This window comes from [Actinomadura] parvosata subsp. kistnae, from assembly GCF_900323885.1.
GTDB classification, from domain to species: domain Bacteria; phylum Actinomycetota; class Actinomycetes; order Streptosporangiales; family Streptosporangiaceae; genus Nonomuraea; species Nonomuraea composti.
In genome coordinates this window covers 70,930-86,695 of the sequence record NZ_OOHJ01000024.1, presented here as the reverse complement: position 1 = coordinate 86,695, position 15,766 = coordinate 70,930, and the positions used below count along the sequence as shown (strand labels likewise).

The following is a 15,766-nucleotide window of genomic DNA, read 5'->3' as shown; positions in this document are numbered from 1 at the left end:
GACGGGCGACGCGCAGACGGGCGCCGTGCAGTCGGGCCCGGCTCCGGCGGGCGAGGTGCGTGTCGATGGGCGCGGACCGGCGAGGTCCGGGCGGCCGTGCCCGGCCGGCGTCCCGGGGGAGGCGGTAAGGGGCGGCGGCGGCTCGTCAGGGCCGCGTCGCTGCTGGCCGCCGCCGCCCTCTGGCAGCTGCTCACCGTCACCGACGCCCACCTGTGGCTGCGCTTCGACCGGCTGCCCACGCTGGGCGAGATCGGCGCCAGCGCCGCGAGCCGGGTCACCACCCAGCTCTACTGGCTCGACCTGCTGCAGAGCCTGATCAGGATCCTCACCGGTTTCGGCCTGGCCGCGGTCGCGGGGGTGGCCGCGGGCGTGCTGGTGGCCAGGTCCGCCAGGGCGGGGACGTGCTGACGCCGCTGTTCGAGGCCGTGCGGCCCATCCCGGCGATCGCGCTGGTGCCGGTGGCCATCCTGCTGTTCCCGGCGGACGAGCAGGGCATCGTGTTCATCACGTTCGCCGCCGCCTTCTTCCCGATCATGGTGAGCACCCGGCACGCCGTCCGGGCCCTGCCCACGCTGTGGGAGGACGCGGTCAGGACGCTGGGCGGCGGCCGGCGGCACGTGTTGTGGCACGTGGTGCTGCCGGGGATCCTGCCGGGCGTGTTCGGCGGCCTGTCGGTCGGCATGGGCGTGTCGTGGATCTGCGTCATCTCGGCGGAGATGATCTCGGGGGAGCTGGGGGTCGGCTACCGGACGTGGATGTCGTACACGATCGTCGACTATCCCGCCGTGATCGTCGGCATGCTCACCATCGGCCTGCTCGGCTGGCTGACCTCGGCCGCCGTGGAGCTGGCGGGGCGCCGCGTGACGCGCTGGCTGCCCAGGGCGGAGGAGGCGTCGTGACGCTGGGCATCACGCTGGAGTCGCTGTCGCTCGGGTACGCGCGCGGCCCCGTACTGAACGGGATCGACCTGACGATCCGGCCAGGAGAGGTGCTGGTGATCGTCGGCGCGTCCGGGTCGGGCAAGTCGACGCTGCTGCGGGCGCTGGCCGGGCTGCTGCCCGCGCACGGCGGCCGGGCGCTGGCCGGCGACGAGGAGATCACCGGCGCGTCGCGGGAGCGGGCGATGGTCTTCCAGGACGACGGGCTGCTGCCGTGGCGTACGGTGCGGCGCAACGTCGAGCTGCCGCTGCGCCTGCGCGGCCTGCCCAGGGGCGAGCGGAAGGCGGTGGCGCGGGAGTGGCTGGCCCGCGTCGGCCTGGAGGGGCACGAGGACCGGCTGCCCCGCGAGCTGTCCGGCGGCATGCGGCAGCGCGTCCAGCTCGCCCGCGCCCTGGCGGGGGCGCCGCGCGCGGTGCTGATGGACGAGCCGTTCGGCGCGCTCGACGCGCAGACCCGGGCCGGCATGCAGGCCCTGCTGCTCGACGTGCTGCGCGACACGCGGGCGACGGTCGTCTTCGTCACCCACGACGTGGACGAGGCGCTGCTGCTCGCCGACCGCGTGGTGGTGCTGGGGCACGGCGGCATCCGCACCATCGTGGACGTGCCCGGCCCCCGCGACCCCGCCGCCGACCGTACCGCGCTGCGCGCCCAGATTCTCGAGGAGTTGTGAACGTGGAGATCCCCGCGATCGAGGACCGCCTGCACCTGGAGTGCGAGGTGCTGGTCGTCGGCGGCGGCACCGCCGGGACGATGGCCGCCATCACGGCCGCCGAGCACGGCGCCCGGGTGCTGCTGCTGGAGAAGGCCCACGTGCGCCACAGCGGCGCGCTGGCCATGGGCATGGACGGCGTCAACAACGCCGTCATCCCCGGCAAGGCGACACCCGAGGACTACGTCGCCGAGATCACCCGTGCCAACGACGGCGTCGTCAACCAGAAGACGATCTACCAGACCGCGACCAGGGGCCACGACATGGTGCGCCGCCTGGAGCGTTACGGCGTGAAGTTCGAGAAGGACGAGCACGGCGAGTACGCGGTGCGCCGGGTGCACCGCTCCGGCAGCTACGTGCTGCCGATGCCGGAGGGCAAGGACGTCAAGAAGGTCCTCTACCGGGTGCTGCGGCAGCGCCACCTGCGGGAGAAGGTGCGCATCGAGAACCGGGTCATGCCGGTCAGGGTGCTCACCTCCGGCGGCCGGGCGGTCGGCGTGGCCGGCTTCGACTCGCGCTCCGGCCGGTTCGTGACGGTCTCCGCCGGCGCGGTGATCCTCGCGACCGGCGCGTGCGGCCGGCTCGGGCTGCCCGCCTCGGGCTACCTGTACGGCACGTACGAGAACCCGGCGAACGCCGGCGACGGCTACGCCATGGCCTACCACGCCGGCGCCGAGCTCAGCGGCATCGAGTGCTTCCAGATCAACCCGCTGATCAAGGACTACAACGGCCCGGCCTGCGCGTACGTGGCCAACCCGTTCGGCGGCTACCAGGTCAACAACAAGGGGGAGCGGTTCGTCGACTCCGACTACTGGTCGGGGCAGATGATGGCCGAGGTGTCGGCCGAGATCGCCTCCGCGCGCGGCCCCATCTACCTGAAGCTGTCGCACCTGCCCGACGAGACCGTCACCGCCATCGAGAACATCCTGCACACCACCGAACGCCCCACCCGGGGCACGTTCCACGCCGGGCGCGGCCACGACTACCGCACCCACGACGTGGAGATGCACATCTCGGAGATCGGCCTGTGCGGCGGCCACTCGGCCTCCGGCGTGTGGGTGGACGAGCACGGCGCCACCACCGTGCCCGGCCTGTACGCGGCGGGCGACCTGGCGTGCGTGCCGCACAACTACATGATCGGCGCGTTCGTCTTCGGCGACCTCGCCGGCGCGCACGCCGCCGCCCACCACCGCCCGCCCGGCGCGCTGCCCGACGACCAGGTCGCCGCCGCGCACGAGCTCGTCTACCGGCCGCTGCGCCACCCGGACGGGCCGCCGCAGCAGCAGGTGGAGTACAAGCTGCGCCGCTTCGTCAACGACTACGTGGCGCCGCCGAAGACGGGGGCCAAGCTAGAGATCGCGCTGGAGTCGTTCGAGCGGATGCGGGAGGAGATCGCCGCGATGGGCGCGCGGACGCCGCACGAGCTGATGCGCTGCGCCGAGGTGCACTTCATCCGCGACTGCGCCGAGATGGCGGCCCGCTCGTCGCTGGCCCGCACCGAGAGCCGGTGGGGCCTCTACCACGAGCGCGCCGACCTGCCGGGCCGCGACGACGCCGAGTGGCTGTTCCACCTCAACCTGCGCAAGCGGGCCGACGGGGCGATGGAGTTCGTCAAGCGGCCGGTGGAGCCGTACCTGGTGCCCGTGGAGGAGTTCACGCCGGTGGCCGCCGAGCCGGTGGTGCTCGGGACGCGGGGGAGCGTGGCGGTCGCGCGGCGCGAGAGCGGCGAGCGGGTGCGGCACGCCGCCGTGGGCCGCTCGCCGCGCATCCTGGAGCTGCACCGGCTGGCCGAGCAGCAGCCCGCCGTCGCCGACCTGGCCCCCTACCTCGCCGACCCCGACCCCAAGGTGCGCCGCGCCGCCATCGCCACCCTCACCGAGACCGTCCCGCAGGGCACCGGCCTCGCGCTGGCGGTGGCGCTCGACGACGCGCACGGCACCGTCCGGCGGGCCGCCGCCACCGGCCTGATCGAGCTGGTCGAGGTCCTGCCCGCCACCGATGAGCTGGCCACCGCGCTGGCCGCGCGGCTGGCCAGCGGGGACGCCACCGTACGGGCGGCGGTCCTGGACGTGCTGCGCGCCCTGCGGCTGGGCGGCATCGAACGGTTCCGCCCCGCCCTCGCCGACCCTGACCACCGGGTGCGGATCGCCGCCATCAGGGGCCTGGTCTCCCTCGACGCCGCCGCCGAGGTGGCCGACGCGGCCGGGGACCCGTCGCGGGAGGTCCGGGTGTGGACGGCCAAGGGCCTCGGCCTCGTCGGCAAGCCGTCACCCGCCCTGGCCGTCCTCGCCGCCGACGCCGACCCCCTGGTCAGGGCCGCCGCGCTGGAGTCGTCGGCCGCCACCGGCGACCCGCTGGTGTCGCCGGCCCTCGACGGGCTGCGGGACGCCGCGTGGGAGGTGCGGGTGGGGGCGGCGCGCTGCCTGGCCGCCGCCGACCCCGCCACGGCGGCGCCGCCGCTGGTCGCGGCCCTGTCGGACCCCAACCTCGACGTCCGCAAGGCCGCGGTGGTGGCGCTGGGCGCGTGGGCCGCCATCCCCGAGGTGGAACGGGCGTTGCGGGGCGCGCTCGACGACACGGACGCCGACGTCCGCGCCTACGCCCGCCGCGCCCTCCCCTCCTCCTGACCGCCCGCGGGGCCGTAGTACTTGACGCTGCTCAGGTACACGGGCGCCTGGGGTTGCACGACGACATTGCCGTCACCGTGCACGTTCACCTGCGAGGCCGGCGCGGCGGCCTCGGGCGGCGGGTCAGGAGTGGCCTGGTGCTGCCGGATCATGGACACGACGGTCAGCACCAGGCCCGCCGCGCCGATCGCCAGGCTGCCGACGCTGGCGTAGCGGTCGGCGTCCTCCAGGCTCTGCCCGTACAGGAAGGCTCCCGCGCCGAGGACGGCGGCGGACAGCAGCAACGCGCCGGACCAGCGCAACCACCGGGGAAAGGTACGCATCACACTCCCATCGGGACGGCACTCACCAGGACCAGAAAGGTTCAAACGGCTCGGGAACCGGCTCCTCTTCGAGAGGGGCTGGCTCCTCTTCGAGGGGGGCTGGCTCCTCTTCGAGGGGGGCTGGCTCCTCTTCGAGGGTGGCCGGCTCCTCCTCCATCTCGGGGAGCGGATCGGCCGGCTCCGGCTGCTGCACGCCGAGGTCCTCGCACGTCAGCTCCGCGACCGCGGCCAGCTCGACGCGGGCCGGGTCGGCCCACACCTTCTCGCGGATGCGCAGGTCCTCGCCGACGGCGGCCAGTGCGACGCCCTTCACCGCCAGCTCGTGCCCCGCCGCATGGATCTCGGCGACGACGTCGGGGAACCACACCGCCTGGAGCAGCTCGTGGGCCGGCAGCTCGCGCACCACGCGGGTGAGATCCTTCGCGAACTCCCGCCACTGCCCGGGATCCGCCGGCCCGGACACGCACTCCGCGAAGCCCCGGACCAGCTCGGGGTGCTCCAGCAGCAGCCCGGCCAGCGAGATCTCGCCGCTGGCGACGACGTGCCGGGTGCGCGCGGTGACGTCGTGCACCGCCCGCTCCACGACGAAGTCGCAGTCGACCGCGGTGACGTCCAGGCAGGGCCGCGCCTCGTACGCGCGTCGCCCGTCCTCCGGCTCGGGCGCCTCGCAGACGCGGGCGAGGGCGTGGCGGAAGCGCTCGTTCGCGGCCTCGTCGCCCGGGTCGTGGACGAGGTCGCCCAGCGCGTCCCTGGCCGGGCCGGACAGGTGCCGCACCAGGCCGTCCACGTCGACCTCGACGGTCTTGATCCGGTACTCGGCCGTCCAGGAGATCGTGCCGGTCGAGGACAGGATGACGTGCGGCGTGTCCGCCACCCGCAGGTGGCCGATCGGCTCCGCCGCGCGGCCGCTCTCGTCGAGTTCCCGATGCGGCTCCAGGACGATCGTGATGGGCACGGTCCTGGCCGGGGCGGCCTCGGCCGGCTCGGGGACGGCGGGCGCGACGGTCGGCTCAGGAAGGGCAGGCGGGAGAGACGGCTCGGGGAGGGCGGGCGGGAGTGACGGCTCGGCGAGGGCGGACTTGGCCGGCGGCCCGGTGGTGGTGATCGCGCGCAGCACGTCCAAGGCCGCCTGATGGTCCATCGGATCGGGGCTCGGCTGCTCGGGCGCGCTCCGGTACGGGCTCAGCAGCTCCCGCACGAGCGCGGCATCGTCGTCCCGCTCCGGCACGGGGCGTGATTCCGGCCGCCGTTCCGCGGACGTTCGCGCAGGCCGCGCGGGCGCGGCGGCCGAGGTCGCGGGAGCCGGCGACGGACGGCTGTCCACGACCTCGTCCGGCGGCGGAAGCGGCGGGAGCGGCGGGAGCGGCGAGGCGAGGAGACGGGCCCGCCGCCGCAGGCGGTGCCGCACCACCGCACGCCCGACCCGGACGGTCGCCACCAGGGCGCCGAGGACCGCCAGCACCCCGAGTACGGGTACCGCGACGGCGGCCAGCGCCGACAGCGCCTCCAGCACCCGCGCCCACACCCACTGGACGGCCCGGACCACGACGCAGACGGCCCAGACGACCACGACAGCGCCGACGACGTTCCACACCAGCCACCACCCGTCCCGTCCCGAGTGCGCGAGAAGCGCAGGCGTCCATCCTTCAGTGATCGCGGCGGGAACGGGATGACCGTGACGGCTAGAGAGCGGTGATCGCTCCGATGGCCGCGCCGCCGGGCAGGAAGTCCCGCAGGTGGGCGAGCAGGGCGTCCGGGCGCTCCTCGGGGATGAAGTGGCCGCATTCGGGGATCTCGGCGCCGCGCACGTCCTCGGCGTACTCGCGCCAGATCTCCAGCGTGGGCAGCCGCGCGGGCAGCCCCGCCGACCCCCACAGGGCCAGCACCGGCATCGTCAGGCGACGGCCGGCGGCGGCGTCCTCGTCGTCGAGGGCGAGGTCCAGCTCGTGGGCGCGGTAGTCGTCGAAGCCGGCCCGCAGCGCGCCGGGCCGCGAGAAGGCCCGCACGTAGGCGTCCACCGCCTCGGGGGAGAGCCCGTGCCGGTTGTACGTCCAGCGCTCGAAGAAGAACTCCAGGTAGCCGCGCACGTCGTGCCCCACGAGCCGTTCGGGCAGGTCGGGCTGGAGGTGGAAGAGCCAGTGCCAGTACGACGAGGCCACGGACGCGTCCAGGCGGCGGAACATCTCGCGGGTCGGCACCACGTCCAGCACGGCCAGCCGTTCCACCTGGTCGGGGCGGTCCAGCGCCCACCGGTGGGCCACGCGGGCGCCCCGGTCGTGGCCCACGACGGAGGCCCGGTCGAAGCCGAGGGAGGTCACCAGCTCCGCGATGTCGGCCGCCATCCGCCGCTTGTCGTAGCCGGTGGCCGGTTTGTCGCTCAGGCCGTACCCGCGCAGGTCGGGGGCGACCACGGTGTGGCCGGCGGCGAGCGGGGCGAGCACCGGCTCCCAGCACAGGCCGGTCTGCGGCCAGCCGTGCAGCAGGACCAGCAGCGGGCCCGAGCCGGCGCGGGTGTAGTGCAGGCGGATCCCGCCGACCCGGGCCACTCCTGTCGTCGTCATGGACGTCCTCCCTTAACCTCTTCATGGGGTTAGTAACAGGTGTGGGGACAATGGTGGCATGACGGCGGACGACGAGTGGATCCGGGACGGCGGCCGGGTGTGCCTCGACTTCGTGAACACCCTGCGCGACCGCTGGGCCGTGCCCCGGGAGACCCTCCAGGAGCCGGACGACCTGCTGCGCTGGCTGCGCGGAGCCGGGCTGGTCACGCACGACGCCGAGGTTTCCGCCGACGCGCTCGCCCCGGCCAGGTCGCTGCGCGAGGCGATCGACCGGGCCGTGCTGGGCGTGGCCGGGGGCGGCCTGCCCGGCCCGGCGGACGTGCGCACGATCAACGAGGCGGTGCGGGCGGCCCCCCGCCCGCTGCTCCAGCTCCTCGTCCGGGACGGCCGGCTGGAGGCGGCGAGCGCGCCGGGCCGCGCCGATGACGTGGCGGCCGGGCTCGGGCTGGTCGCCCGCGACGCGGCCGAGCTGCTGCTGTCGCCCGAGGTGCGGCGGGTGCGGGTGTGCGGGTCCGACCGGTGCGGCCTGCGGTTCGTGGACCGCTCCCAGGCGGGCCGGCGCCGCTGGTGCTCGATGAGCCGGTGCGGCAACCGGACGAAGGTGCGACGGCACCAGCGGCGCGTCCAGAAATAGCACTGGGCGTTATGGCCCTCACTCGGCCACAATTAGCGGAGTGTGCCTCTTTTGGGACTTAAGTGGCGCACGGCCTTTTTTGTGGTTCATCGAGTGATTGGCGAATGCATGGCGGGCGAGCACAAACGTACGGTCCTCGTGGTGCGAGGCGGATGGGAAGGGCACGTCCCGGTGGCGGCCACCGACCTGTTCGTCCCCTTCCTGGAGAAGAACGGGTTCGAGGTGCGGCTGGCGGACAGCCCGGCGCCCTACGCGGATCCCGCGTTCATGTCCGAGATCGACCTCATCGTGCAGTGCTACACGATGGGCACCATCGAGCAGGACCAGCTCAAGGGCCTGCGGGCGGCCATCGAGGCCGGCACCGGCATGGCCGGCTGGCACGGCGGCATCGCCGACTCCTACCGCAACTCCTCCGACTACCTGCACCTCATCGGCGGCCAGTTCGCCTGCCACCCTGGCAAGCACCCCGACGACGAGGACGCGGGCACCGAGCGGCACAACTTCGTCCCCTACACCGTGAACATGCTGCCCGAGGCGGCCACGCACCCCATCACCCAGGGCATCGGCGACTTCGACCTGGTCACCGAGCAGTACTGGGTGCTGGCCGACGACTACAACGACGTGCTGGCGACCACGACGCAGAAGGTGCGCCCGTGGGACCCCTGGCACCGGGAGGTGACCTCGCCGGCGATCTGGACGCGCCGCTGGGGCCAGGGCCGCATCTTCGTCGCGACCCCGGGGCACAGCCTCGACGTCCTCCAGCACGACAGCGTGCGCACCATCATCGAGAGGGGAATGTTGTGGGCCAGCCGCTGAACCTCGGCATCGTCGGTCTCGGGGCCATCTCGGCCCAGTACCTGCGCACCATCGACCGGCTGCCGCAGGTCCGGCTGGTGGCGGTGGCCGACCTGGACCTTGATCGCGCGCGGGAGGCGGTCGCGGCGTACCCGGGCGTGGACGTGCTGAGCGTCGCGGAGCTGCTGGCCGACCCGCGCATCGGCGCCGTGCTCAACCTGACCATCCCGGCCGCGCACGCCGAGATCGCCCTCCAGGCGATCGCGGCGGGCAAGGACGTCTACTGCGAGAAGCCGCTCGCCGCGACCGGCGAGGACGCGCGCCGCGTCCTGGAGGCCGCCCAGGCGGCGGGGGTACGGGTGGGCTGCGCGCCCGACACGGTGCTCGGCACCGGCACGCAGACCGCCCGCCAGGCCATCGACGACGGCCTCATCGGCCGGCCGATCGCCGCCACGGCGACGATGGTGACGCCGGGGCACGAGCGCTGGCACCCCAACCCGGACTTCTACTACGTGCCCGGCGGCGGCCCGCTCCTGGACATGGGCCCGTACTACGTCAGCAGCCTGGTGACGCTGCTCGGGCCCGTGGCGAAGGTGATCGGCGCGGCCAGCCGCACGCGGGCCAAGCGCACGATCGGCTCGGGGCCGCGCCAGGGCGAGGAGATCCCCGTGACCGTGGACACGCACGTCACGGGCGTGCTCGTGCACGAGTCCGGCGCGCTGTCCACGCTGGTCATGAGCTTCGACGCGGTGGCCACCAAGGCCCCCAACATCGAGGTGCACGGCGAGCGCGGCTCCCTCGTGGTGCCCGACCCCAACCACTTCGACGGCGAGGTGCTGCTGACCCGGCTCGGCGACGACGGCCCCCGCCCGCTCCCGGTGTCGGCCGGCTACGCCGACGCCGGCCGCGGCGTCGGCCTCATCGACCTCGCCGAGGGCCGCGAGCCCCGCGCGGGCGGCACGCTGGCCTTCCACGTGCTCGACGTCATGGAGTCCCTGCTCGCCTCGGCGCACGAGGACCGGGCGGTGAACGTGGAGAGCACCTGCGAACGGCCCAAGCCGGTCGCCCTGGGCGGGTTCGCCCCCCGGGACTGACACCCCGGATGAGAACCGCCCCGGCCTGGGTTCACCCGGGCCGGGGCGCCACCGCGTTCCAGGCGCCTGAGCGGCCCTCATGCGCGGTCGTGCCGGTGGCGGTGAGGTCGCGGCGGGTCGCCGATCGGCCGCGCACCGGGGTCAGGCGTGGTGGACGATGTCCCCGTCCAGCATGGTCAGCCACGCGTCCACGCCCGCCAGCCCCTCGGCCGGCAGGGCGGTCACGTCGGCGTCCAGGACGACCACGTCCCCGAGCTTGCCCACCGACAGCGACCCGATCCGGTCCTCCATGCGCAGCGCGTACGCGGCGTCGATGGTGTGCGCCCGCAGCGCCTCCTCCAGCGTGATCGCCTGGTCGGCCCCGATGGGCCCGCCCTCGCGGGTCCGCCGCCGCACCGCGTTGGAGACGGTCTCCATGGGCCGCAGCGACGACACGAACGAGTCGCTGGACAGCACCGGCCGCAGCCCGGCGTCCAGCTCCTCGCGCATCGGCTGCAGCCGGTGCGCCCGCCGCTCGCCGAGCCGGCGCACGAAGTCGGTGCCGCTGTCGTACAGGAAATTGGGCTGGTTGACGGGGATCACCCCGAGCGCCGCGAACTCCCTGACCTGCGCCGGAGTCGGGTGCCCGCAGTGCTCGACGCGCGGCCTGGCGTCGTCGCCCGACACGGCCACGGCGGCCTTGATGGCGTCGAGGGAGTAGCCCATGGCGCGGTCGCCCTGGGTGTGGATGCCGACCTGCCAGCCGGCGGCGGCCGCCTTGCGCACCAGCTCCACGAGCTGCGCGGGCTCGTGGTAGAGGGAGCCGGTGAAGTCGTCCCCGTACGGCTCCTCGAACATGGCGGTGCCGCCGAGCAGCGTCCCGTCGCAGTAGAACTTCATCGCGCCGAACCGCAGCCGGTCGTCGCCGAACGGCCCGGCCAGCCCGATCGAGGTCAGCTCGTCCAGCATGTGCGACAGCGGCATGACGGCGGTGCGCACGGGCAGCGTGCCCGCCTCCCACGCCGACCGGTACACCCGCAGCTCCCGCCGCGACACCTGCGGGTCGCACACGGTGGTGACGCCGGCTCGCAGGTACGTCCCGCTGGCCAGCTCCAGCCACGACCGCAGCTGCTCCAGCGGCAGGTCGACATGGAAGTTGGGGCCGTGGCAGCCGATGTCGACGGCGACGGGCAGCAGCAGCTCCATGGCGGAGTCCAGCACCATGCCGGTCAGCCGGCCGCCCTCGTCGCGCACGAACGCGCCGCCGGCCGGGTCGGGCACGTCCTCGCCGATGCCGCGCCAGGCGAGCGCGGCGGAGTTCACCACGGCCTGGTGCCCCGACACGTGGTAGACGATCACGGGGTGGTCGGTGGTGGCCTCGTCGAGCTGCCGCCGCGTCGGCCGGCCGCCGGGGAACTTGGCGTCGTCCATCCCGTACGCCCTGATCCACTGGCCGGCGGGCGTCCTGGCGGCCTCGGCCGCGACGGCGGCGACCAGGTCGGCGGCGCTGCCCACGGCCGGATAGCGGGCGTCCACCGCCACCAGCGTCTCGGCCGTGGACAGCAGATGGTTGTGCGGGTCGATGAAGCCCGGCAGCACGCTGCGCCCGCCCGCGTCGACCCGGCGCGCGCCGGGGCCGGCGGCGGCCAGCACGTCCGGCTCGCGGCCGACGGCCAGGATCCGGCCGTCGCGCACCGCCACGGCCTGGGCGTGCGGGTTCGCCGGGTCCATGGTGATGACCTTGCCGCCGGTGATGACGGTCGTGGTGGACATGAGGAGACTCTCCTGTTCGCTGACGAGCTGTTCGGTCTATTCGGCGACGGTCGAGGGAACGGGCTCGCGGTCGCGGTGGCGCGGCGCCACGGCCAGGCAGATGACGCTGAGCACGCACATGCCGACGAGCAACGCCACGGCCGGCCAGGCGGCGCCGCCGTACGCGCCGACGAGCGCGGTGGCGGCCAGCGGCGACAGGCCGCCGAAGATCGCGCCCGCGCCCTGGTAGGCGAGCGAGATCCCGGTGTAGCGGACCTGCGGCGGGAACATCTCGGCCAGGATCGCGGCCATCGGCCCGTACGTGCCGGACGTGGCCAGCCGCATCAGCCCGAGCAACGCGAAGATCAGCACCGCGTTCCCCGAGCCGAGCACCGCGAACTGCGGCACGGCCAGCAACGCCGTCAGCACCAGGAACCAGACGGCGACCTTGCGCGCGCCGAACCGGTCGCCCAGCCAGGCGATGCCGAGCGTGGCGACCAGCTCGACGAACGAGGCGAAGCTCAGGCCGTTCAGGATGAGCTGCTCGGACGCGCCGACGGACGGCCCGGTCGCGTACGACAGCAGGAACGTGGTCAGCAGGTAGTAGCCGCCGATCGCGACCGGCAGCGTGCCGACGCCGAGCAGCACCGACCGCCACGACGTGCGGAACACCTCCTTGATCGGCACCCCGGTCCGGTCGGCCGCCTCGAAGACCGGCGACTCCTCCACCCGCAGCCGGATGAACAGGCCGACCAGCACCAGCACGGCCGAGACGATGAACGGCACCCGCCAGCCCCACGCCTGCATGGCCTGCTCGCCGGACAGGCTCATGAGGCTGAACGCGCCGGTCGCGAGCAGCGCGCCCGCCGGGTTGCCGAGCTGCGCGAACCCGCCGTAGAACGTCTTCCTGCCCGCCGGCGCGTGCTCGACGGCCATGAGCGCCGCGCCGCCCCACTCGCCGCCGACCGCGAGCCCCTGCACGAAGCGCAGCAGCACCAGCAGCACCGGCGCGAGCGCCCCGATGGAGTCGTACGTGGGCAGCAGGCCGACCAGGAACGTGGCGCCGCCCATCATGAGCAGCGTCACCACCAGCGCCGACTTGCGGCCGACCCGGTCGCCGAAGTGGCCGAACACGATGCCGCCGAGCGGCCTGGCGAAGAAGCCGACCGCGTAGGTGGCGAAGGACGCCATGAGCGCCACCGTGGGGCTGGAGGCGTTGGGGAAGAACAGGTCGTCGAAGAGCAGGGCGGCCGCGGTGGCGTAGACGTAGAAGTCGTACCACTCGATCGTGGTCCCGACGAAGGCGGCGCCGGCCGCCCGGGTGGCGCGGTTCATGGATCCTCCGGTTGTAGGGGGTGCGACGACGATAAGCGCAGCTCAGGGGGAGGAGAGCCGGGACGAAACGCACCACCGGCGGTGAATTAGAGTGCGGTATGCACACTCGTGAGGTGGCGCCGTGGCGTTGAGCGTGGCGCAGGTGATGACCCTGCCGGCCATGGAGATGCGGCTGCTGGCCGGGCGCGCGGGGCTGACCCGGATGGTGCGGTGGGCGCACGTGTCGGAGCTGGCCGACCCCGTGCCGTGGCTGCTGGGCGGCGAGCTGGTGATGACGATCGGCCTCGGCCTGCCCGCCGACGCGGGCGGGCGGCGCGCGTACGTCGAGCGGCTGGCCGGCGCGGGCTGCGCGGCGCTCGCCTTCGCCCTCGGGGAGGCGCTGACCTCGGTGCCGGGAGAGGTGCTGGCCGCCGCCGACGACTGCGGCCTGCCGGTGCTGGAGATCCTGACGCCGTTCATCGCGGTGACGGAGGCGGTCGCCCGCTGGCACGCCGACGAGCGGGTACGCGGCGAGCGGCGCGTCGTGGCCGCCCAGGAGGCGATGGCGCGGGCGGCGCTGCACGCGGGCAGCACGGGCATCGTGCGGGCCCTGGCCGAGCACACGGGCGGCGAGGCCCTGCTGCTCGACCCGCACGGGAGGCCCCGCGCGTCCGCCTCGTCCAGCTTGTCCGGCTCGTCCGGCTCGTCCGGCCCGTCGGACTCCTCGGGCTCCTCGGGCTCGTCGGGCTTGTCCGGCTCCTGGGGCTCGTCGGGCTCGTCCCGGGGGACGTCCTGGCATGCCAGGGCGGTCGCGGCGGCCCGGGGCATGGCGCGGCGCGGCGCCACCGTGCTCGACGACGGCCTGCACGCCGTCCAGGTGCAGAGCCTCGGCTTCACCGGCCCGCCGAGCGGCTGGCTGGCGATCCGCACCGCCGCACCCCTGGAGTGGCACACCAGGATGCTCGCCAACCAGGCGGCCTGCCTGCTGGCGATGGGGCTGGCGGGCGCCCGGGCCGGCCGCGCCAGGGCGCACACGCAGCGGGCCGCGTTGCTGTCCGCCGTGCTCGACGGCACCCTGACGCCCCGCCAGCTCGGCGAGCTGTGCCCGGTGGCGCCGCCGTACGAGGTGATCGCGGTGCGGGCGGCGGTCCCGGCGGAGACGGCGACGGAGGCCCTGGAGGACGTGCTGACCGGCCCGGACGCGGAGGAACACGCGTTCGTCTGCGCCCGCCCCGACGGAACGACCCTCTTCGTGCTCCCCGAAGACCCGCTCCCGGAGGACGTGCTCCCCGAAGACTCGTCACGACGCGACGGTCGGGGTGCGCGGCTGTGTGCCAGGCTGGGCGCCCCGGGCGGCGGCTGCCGGGCGCACGACCTGGACGAGCTGCCCGCCGCCGTCCGCCACGCCACCGCCCTGGCCGGCCGCGGCTCCGGCTACACGCACGTGGACGAGCTGGAGACCGCCGCCCTGCTCAGGGACGCGTTCGTCCCGGAGGCCGCCCGCCGCTTCTCCGCCGCGGTGCTGCGCCCGCTGGTCGAGCACGAGGCCCGGCACGGCGGCGACCTGGTGGCCACCGTCCGGGCGTACCTGGAGGCGGGGGAGAACCTGGAGCTGGCGGCCAGGCGCCTGGGCGTGCACCGCAACACGCTGCGCCGCCGCCTGACCACCGCGGAACGCGTCTCGGGCCGCCCGTTCTCGGACCCCGGCCACCGCCTGCACCTGTGGCTGGCGCTGTCGCTCGGCGATCTCGTGCCGCCGGGCCGCTCGCGGGCGGACGGGAGCGCCTAGCATCGGGTGGTGGCGGTCAGCGCAGATCCCCCGTAGGGAGACGAGATGAGCGATTCCGCGGCTCTACCGCTCTACATGCGCCGTTCGTTGTTCGACCCGGATCCGGAGCTCGTGGCGGTGCGCGAGCGGGAGGGCGTGCGGTGCGTCCCCACCCCGTTCGGGCTGGACATCTGGGTGGTGACCCGGTTCGCCGACGTCCGTGAGGTGCTGGGCGACCCGGTGCGGTTCAGCAACGCCCGGCAGCCGCGCCCGCCGGGCGCGCCGCCGCTGTCGCGGGAGCAGCTCGCGGCGGTGCGGGCGGGCAACCTGCTGATGTACGACCCGCCGGAGCACACGCGGCTGCGCCGGATGCTGACGCCCGAGTTCACGATGCGCCGCATCCGGCGGCTGGAGCCGCGCGTCAAGGAGATCGTGGCCGACCATCTCGACGCGATGGAGGCGGCCGGCCCGCCGGCTGACCTGGTGGCCTCGTTCGCGTTGCCGATCCCGTCGCTGGTGATCTGCGAGCTGCTCGGCGTCCCGTACGCCGACCGGGAGGAGTTCCAGCGGCGCACGACGAGGCTGCTCGACCTGTCGTTGCCCATGAAGGAGCGGGCCGAGGCGCGTGACGGCGCCCGCGCGTACATGGGGGAGCTGGTCGCCCGGTCGCGGAAGGAGCCGGGCGACGACCTGCTCGGCATGCTCGTGCGCGAGCACGGCGAGGAGCTGACCGCCGGCGAGCTGGCCGGCATCGGCGACCTGCTGCTGCTCGCGGGCCACGAGACGACGTCCAACATGCTGGGCCTCGGCACGCTGGCCCTGCTGCGCCACCCCGACCAGCTCGCGCTGCTGCGCAAGGAGCCCGAGCGCATCGGCGCGGCGGTGGAGGAGCTGCTGCGCTGGCTGAGCATCGTGCACTCCGGCGTCTTCAAGGTCACCACGGCCGAGGTCGAGGTGTCGGGGGTGCGCATCCCGGAGGGCGCGGTGGTGGCGTGCGCCCTGCCGGCCGCCAACCGGGACCCGGCGCTGGTGCCGGACCCCGACCGGCTCGACCTGTCCCGCGGCGACCTGGGGCACGTGGCCTTCGGCCACGGCGTGCACCACTGCCTGGGCGCGCCGCTGGCCAGGATGGAGATGCAGATCGCCTTCCCCGCCCTGTTCGAGCGCTTCCCGGGGCTGCGGGAGGCGGGGCCGCAGCCCGGGTTCCGGTCCATGAACGTCGTGTACGGGCTGACGTCCTTCCAGGTCACCTGGTGAAGGCATCGGGAGAT

14 protein-coding genes are annotated in these 15,766 nt (G+C 74.3%); 9 read left to right on the top strand and 5 right to left on the bottom strand.

The genetic code is table 11. The features are described from left to right. The first annotated feature begins 96 nt into the window (after positions 1–96). The 4 genes from KIS93_RS66710 to KIS93_RS54295 are packed head-to-tail and all read left to right on the top strand — an operon-like array spanning position 97 to position 4,275. Positions 97–408 (top strand): hypothetical protein, encoded by a 312-nt coding sequence (locus tag KIS93_RS66710; protein ID WP_246005510.1) that lies wholly within the window; start codon positions 97–99, stop codon positions 406–408. Continuing rightward, positions 402–899, top strand: a complete 498-nt coding sequence (locus tag KIS93_RS66705) for an ABC transporter permease (RefSeq protein WP_246005509.1) — start codon at positions 402–404, stop codon at positions 897–899. Before KIS93_RS66710 ends, KIS93_RS66705 begins: the two co-directional genes overlap by 7 nt. Next, the gene (locus KIS93_RS54300) at positions 896–1,609 is read left to right on the top strand and encodes an ABC transporter ATP-binding protein (RefSeq protein ID WP_080039014.1); all 714 of its coding nucleotides are present in this window, start codon (positions 896–898) and stop codon (positions 1,607–1,609) included. Before KIS93_RS66705 ends, KIS93_RS54300 begins: the two co-directional genes overlap by 4 nt. Further along, entirely contained in the window at positions 1,606–4,275 is a 2,670-nt protein-coding gene (locus KIS93_RS54295) for a fumarate reductase/succinate dehydrogenase flavoprotein subunit (RefSeq protein WP_230466191.1), read from the top strand. The genes KIS93_RS54300 and KIS93_RS54295 overlap by 4 nt, the downstream gene beginning before the upstream one ends. Here the strand turns inward: KIS93_RS54295 and KIS93_RS54290 are convergent. From KIS93_RS54290 to KIS93_RS54280, 3 genes are all read right to left on the bottom strand, one after another. Then, a complete protein-coding gene (locus KIS93_RS54290) occupies positions 4,245–4,598 on the bottom strand; it encodes a hypothetical protein (RefSeq protein ID WP_186405003.1) in 354 nt (117 codons plus the stop codon). The two genes, KIS93_RS54295 and KIS93_RS54290, sit on opposite strands and share 31 nt — an antisense overlap. Before the next feature lie 22 nt (positions 4,599–4,620). Continuing rightward, a complete protein-coding gene (locus KIS93_RS54285; RefSeq protein WP_186405002.1) occupies positions 4,621–6,192 on the bottom strand; it encodes a hypothetical protein in 1,572 nt (523 codons plus the stop codon). A gap of 88 nt (positions 6,193–6,280) precedes the next feature. Next, complete coding sequence (locus KIS93_RS54280; RefSeq protein ID WP_080039011.1) at positions 6,281–7,159, bottom strand: alpha/beta fold hydrolase; 879 nt, start codon at positions 7,157–7,159, stop codon at positions 6,281–6,283. A gap of 58 nt (positions 7,160–7,217) precedes the next feature. On the opposite strand from KIS93_RS54280, the gene KIS93_RS54275 reads away from it, so the two are divergent. The 3 genes from KIS93_RS54275 (at position 7,218) to KIS93_RS54265 (ending at position 9,682) form a co-directional block, all read left to right on the top strand. Continuing rightward, positions 7,218–7,793 (top strand): CGNR zinc finger domain-containing protein, encoded by a 576-nt coding sequence (locus tag KIS93_RS54275; protein ID WP_080039010.1) that lies wholly within the window; start codon positions 7,218–7,220, stop codon positions 7,791–7,793. Between the two features lie 141 nt (positions 7,794–7,934). Beyond that, positions 7,935–8,609 carry a ThuA domain-containing protein gene (locus KIS93_RS54270; protein ID WP_230466190.1) on the top strand — a complete coding sequence of 225 codons (675 nt, stop codon included), beginning with the start codon at positions 7,935–7,937 and terminating at the stop codon, positions 8,607–8,609. Next, positions 8,594–9,682 (top strand): Gfo/Idh/MocA family protein, encoded by a 1,089-nt coding sequence (locus KIS93_RS54265; RefSeq protein ID WP_080039008.1) that lies wholly within the window; start codon positions 8,594–8,596, stop codon positions 9,680–9,682. Before KIS93_RS54270 ends, KIS93_RS54265 begins: the two co-directional genes overlap by 16 nt. Before the next feature lie 141 nt (positions 9,683–9,823). Here the strand turns inward: KIS93_RS54265 and KIS93_RS54260 are convergent, their stop codons facing one another. Both KIS93_RS54260 and KIS93_RS54255 read right to left on the bottom strand, forming a co-directional pair. Further along, complete coding sequence (locus tag KIS93_RS54260; protein ID WP_080039007.1) at positions 9,824–11,434, bottom strand: amidohydrolase; 1,611 nt, start codon at positions 11,432–11,434, stop codon at positions 9,824–9,826. A 36-nt stretch (positions 11,435–11,470) separates the two neighbouring features. Continuing rightward, positions 11,471–12,748, bottom strand: coding sequence for an MFS transporter (locus KIS93_RS54255; RefSeq protein ID WP_080039006.1), 1,278 nt, complete (start codon positions 12,746–12,748; stop codon positions 11,471–11,473). A gap of 121 nt (positions 12,749–12,869) precedes the next feature. On the opposite strand from KIS93_RS54255, the gene KIS93_RS54250 reads away from it, so the two are divergent. Together KIS93_RS54250 and KIS93_RS54245 are read left to right on the top strand one after the other, a co-directional pair. Continuing rightward, positions 12,870–14,516, top strand: a complete 1,647-nt coding sequence (locus KIS93_RS54250; protein ID WP_080039005.1) for a PucR family transcriptional regulator — start codon at positions 12,870–12,872, stop codon at positions 14,514–14,516. Between the two features lie 45 nt (positions 14,517–14,561). After that, positions 14,562–15,752 carry a cytochrome P450 gene (locus tag KIS93_RS54245; protein WP_080039004.1) on the top strand — a complete coding sequence of 397 codons (1,191 nt, stop codon included), beginning with the start codon at positions 14,562–14,564 and terminating at the stop codon, positions 15,750–15,752. Positions 15,753–15,766: the final 14 nt, after the last annotated feature.

Bases quoted from the DNA above. Each gene is read 5' to 3' on its own strand.
- KIS93_RS54290 (WP_186405003.1), bottom strand. From the start codon at position 4,598: ATGCGTACCTTTCCCCGGTGGTTGCGCTGGTCCGGCGCGTTGCTGCTG.
- KIS93_RS54260 (WP_080039007.1), bottom strand. From the start codon at position 11,434: ATGTCCACCACGACCGTCATCACCGGCGGCAAGGTCATCACCATGGAC.
- KIS93_RS54280 (WP_080039011.1), bottom strand. From the start codon at position 7,159: ATGACGACGACAGGAGTGGCCCGGGTCGGCGGGATCCGCCTGCACTAC.
- KIS93_RS54255 (WP_080039006.1), bottom strand. From the start codon at position 12,748: ATGAACCGCGCCACCCGGGCGGCCGGCGCCGCCTTCGTCGGGACCACG.
- KIS93_RS54275 (WP_080039010.1), top strand. From the start codon at position 7,218: ATGACGGCGGACGACGAGTGGATCCGGGACGGCGGCCGGGTGTGCCTC.
- KIS93_RS54245 (WP_080039004.1), top strand. From the start codon at position 14,562: ATGAGCGATTCCGCGGCTCTACCGCTCTACATGCGCCGTTCGTTGTTC.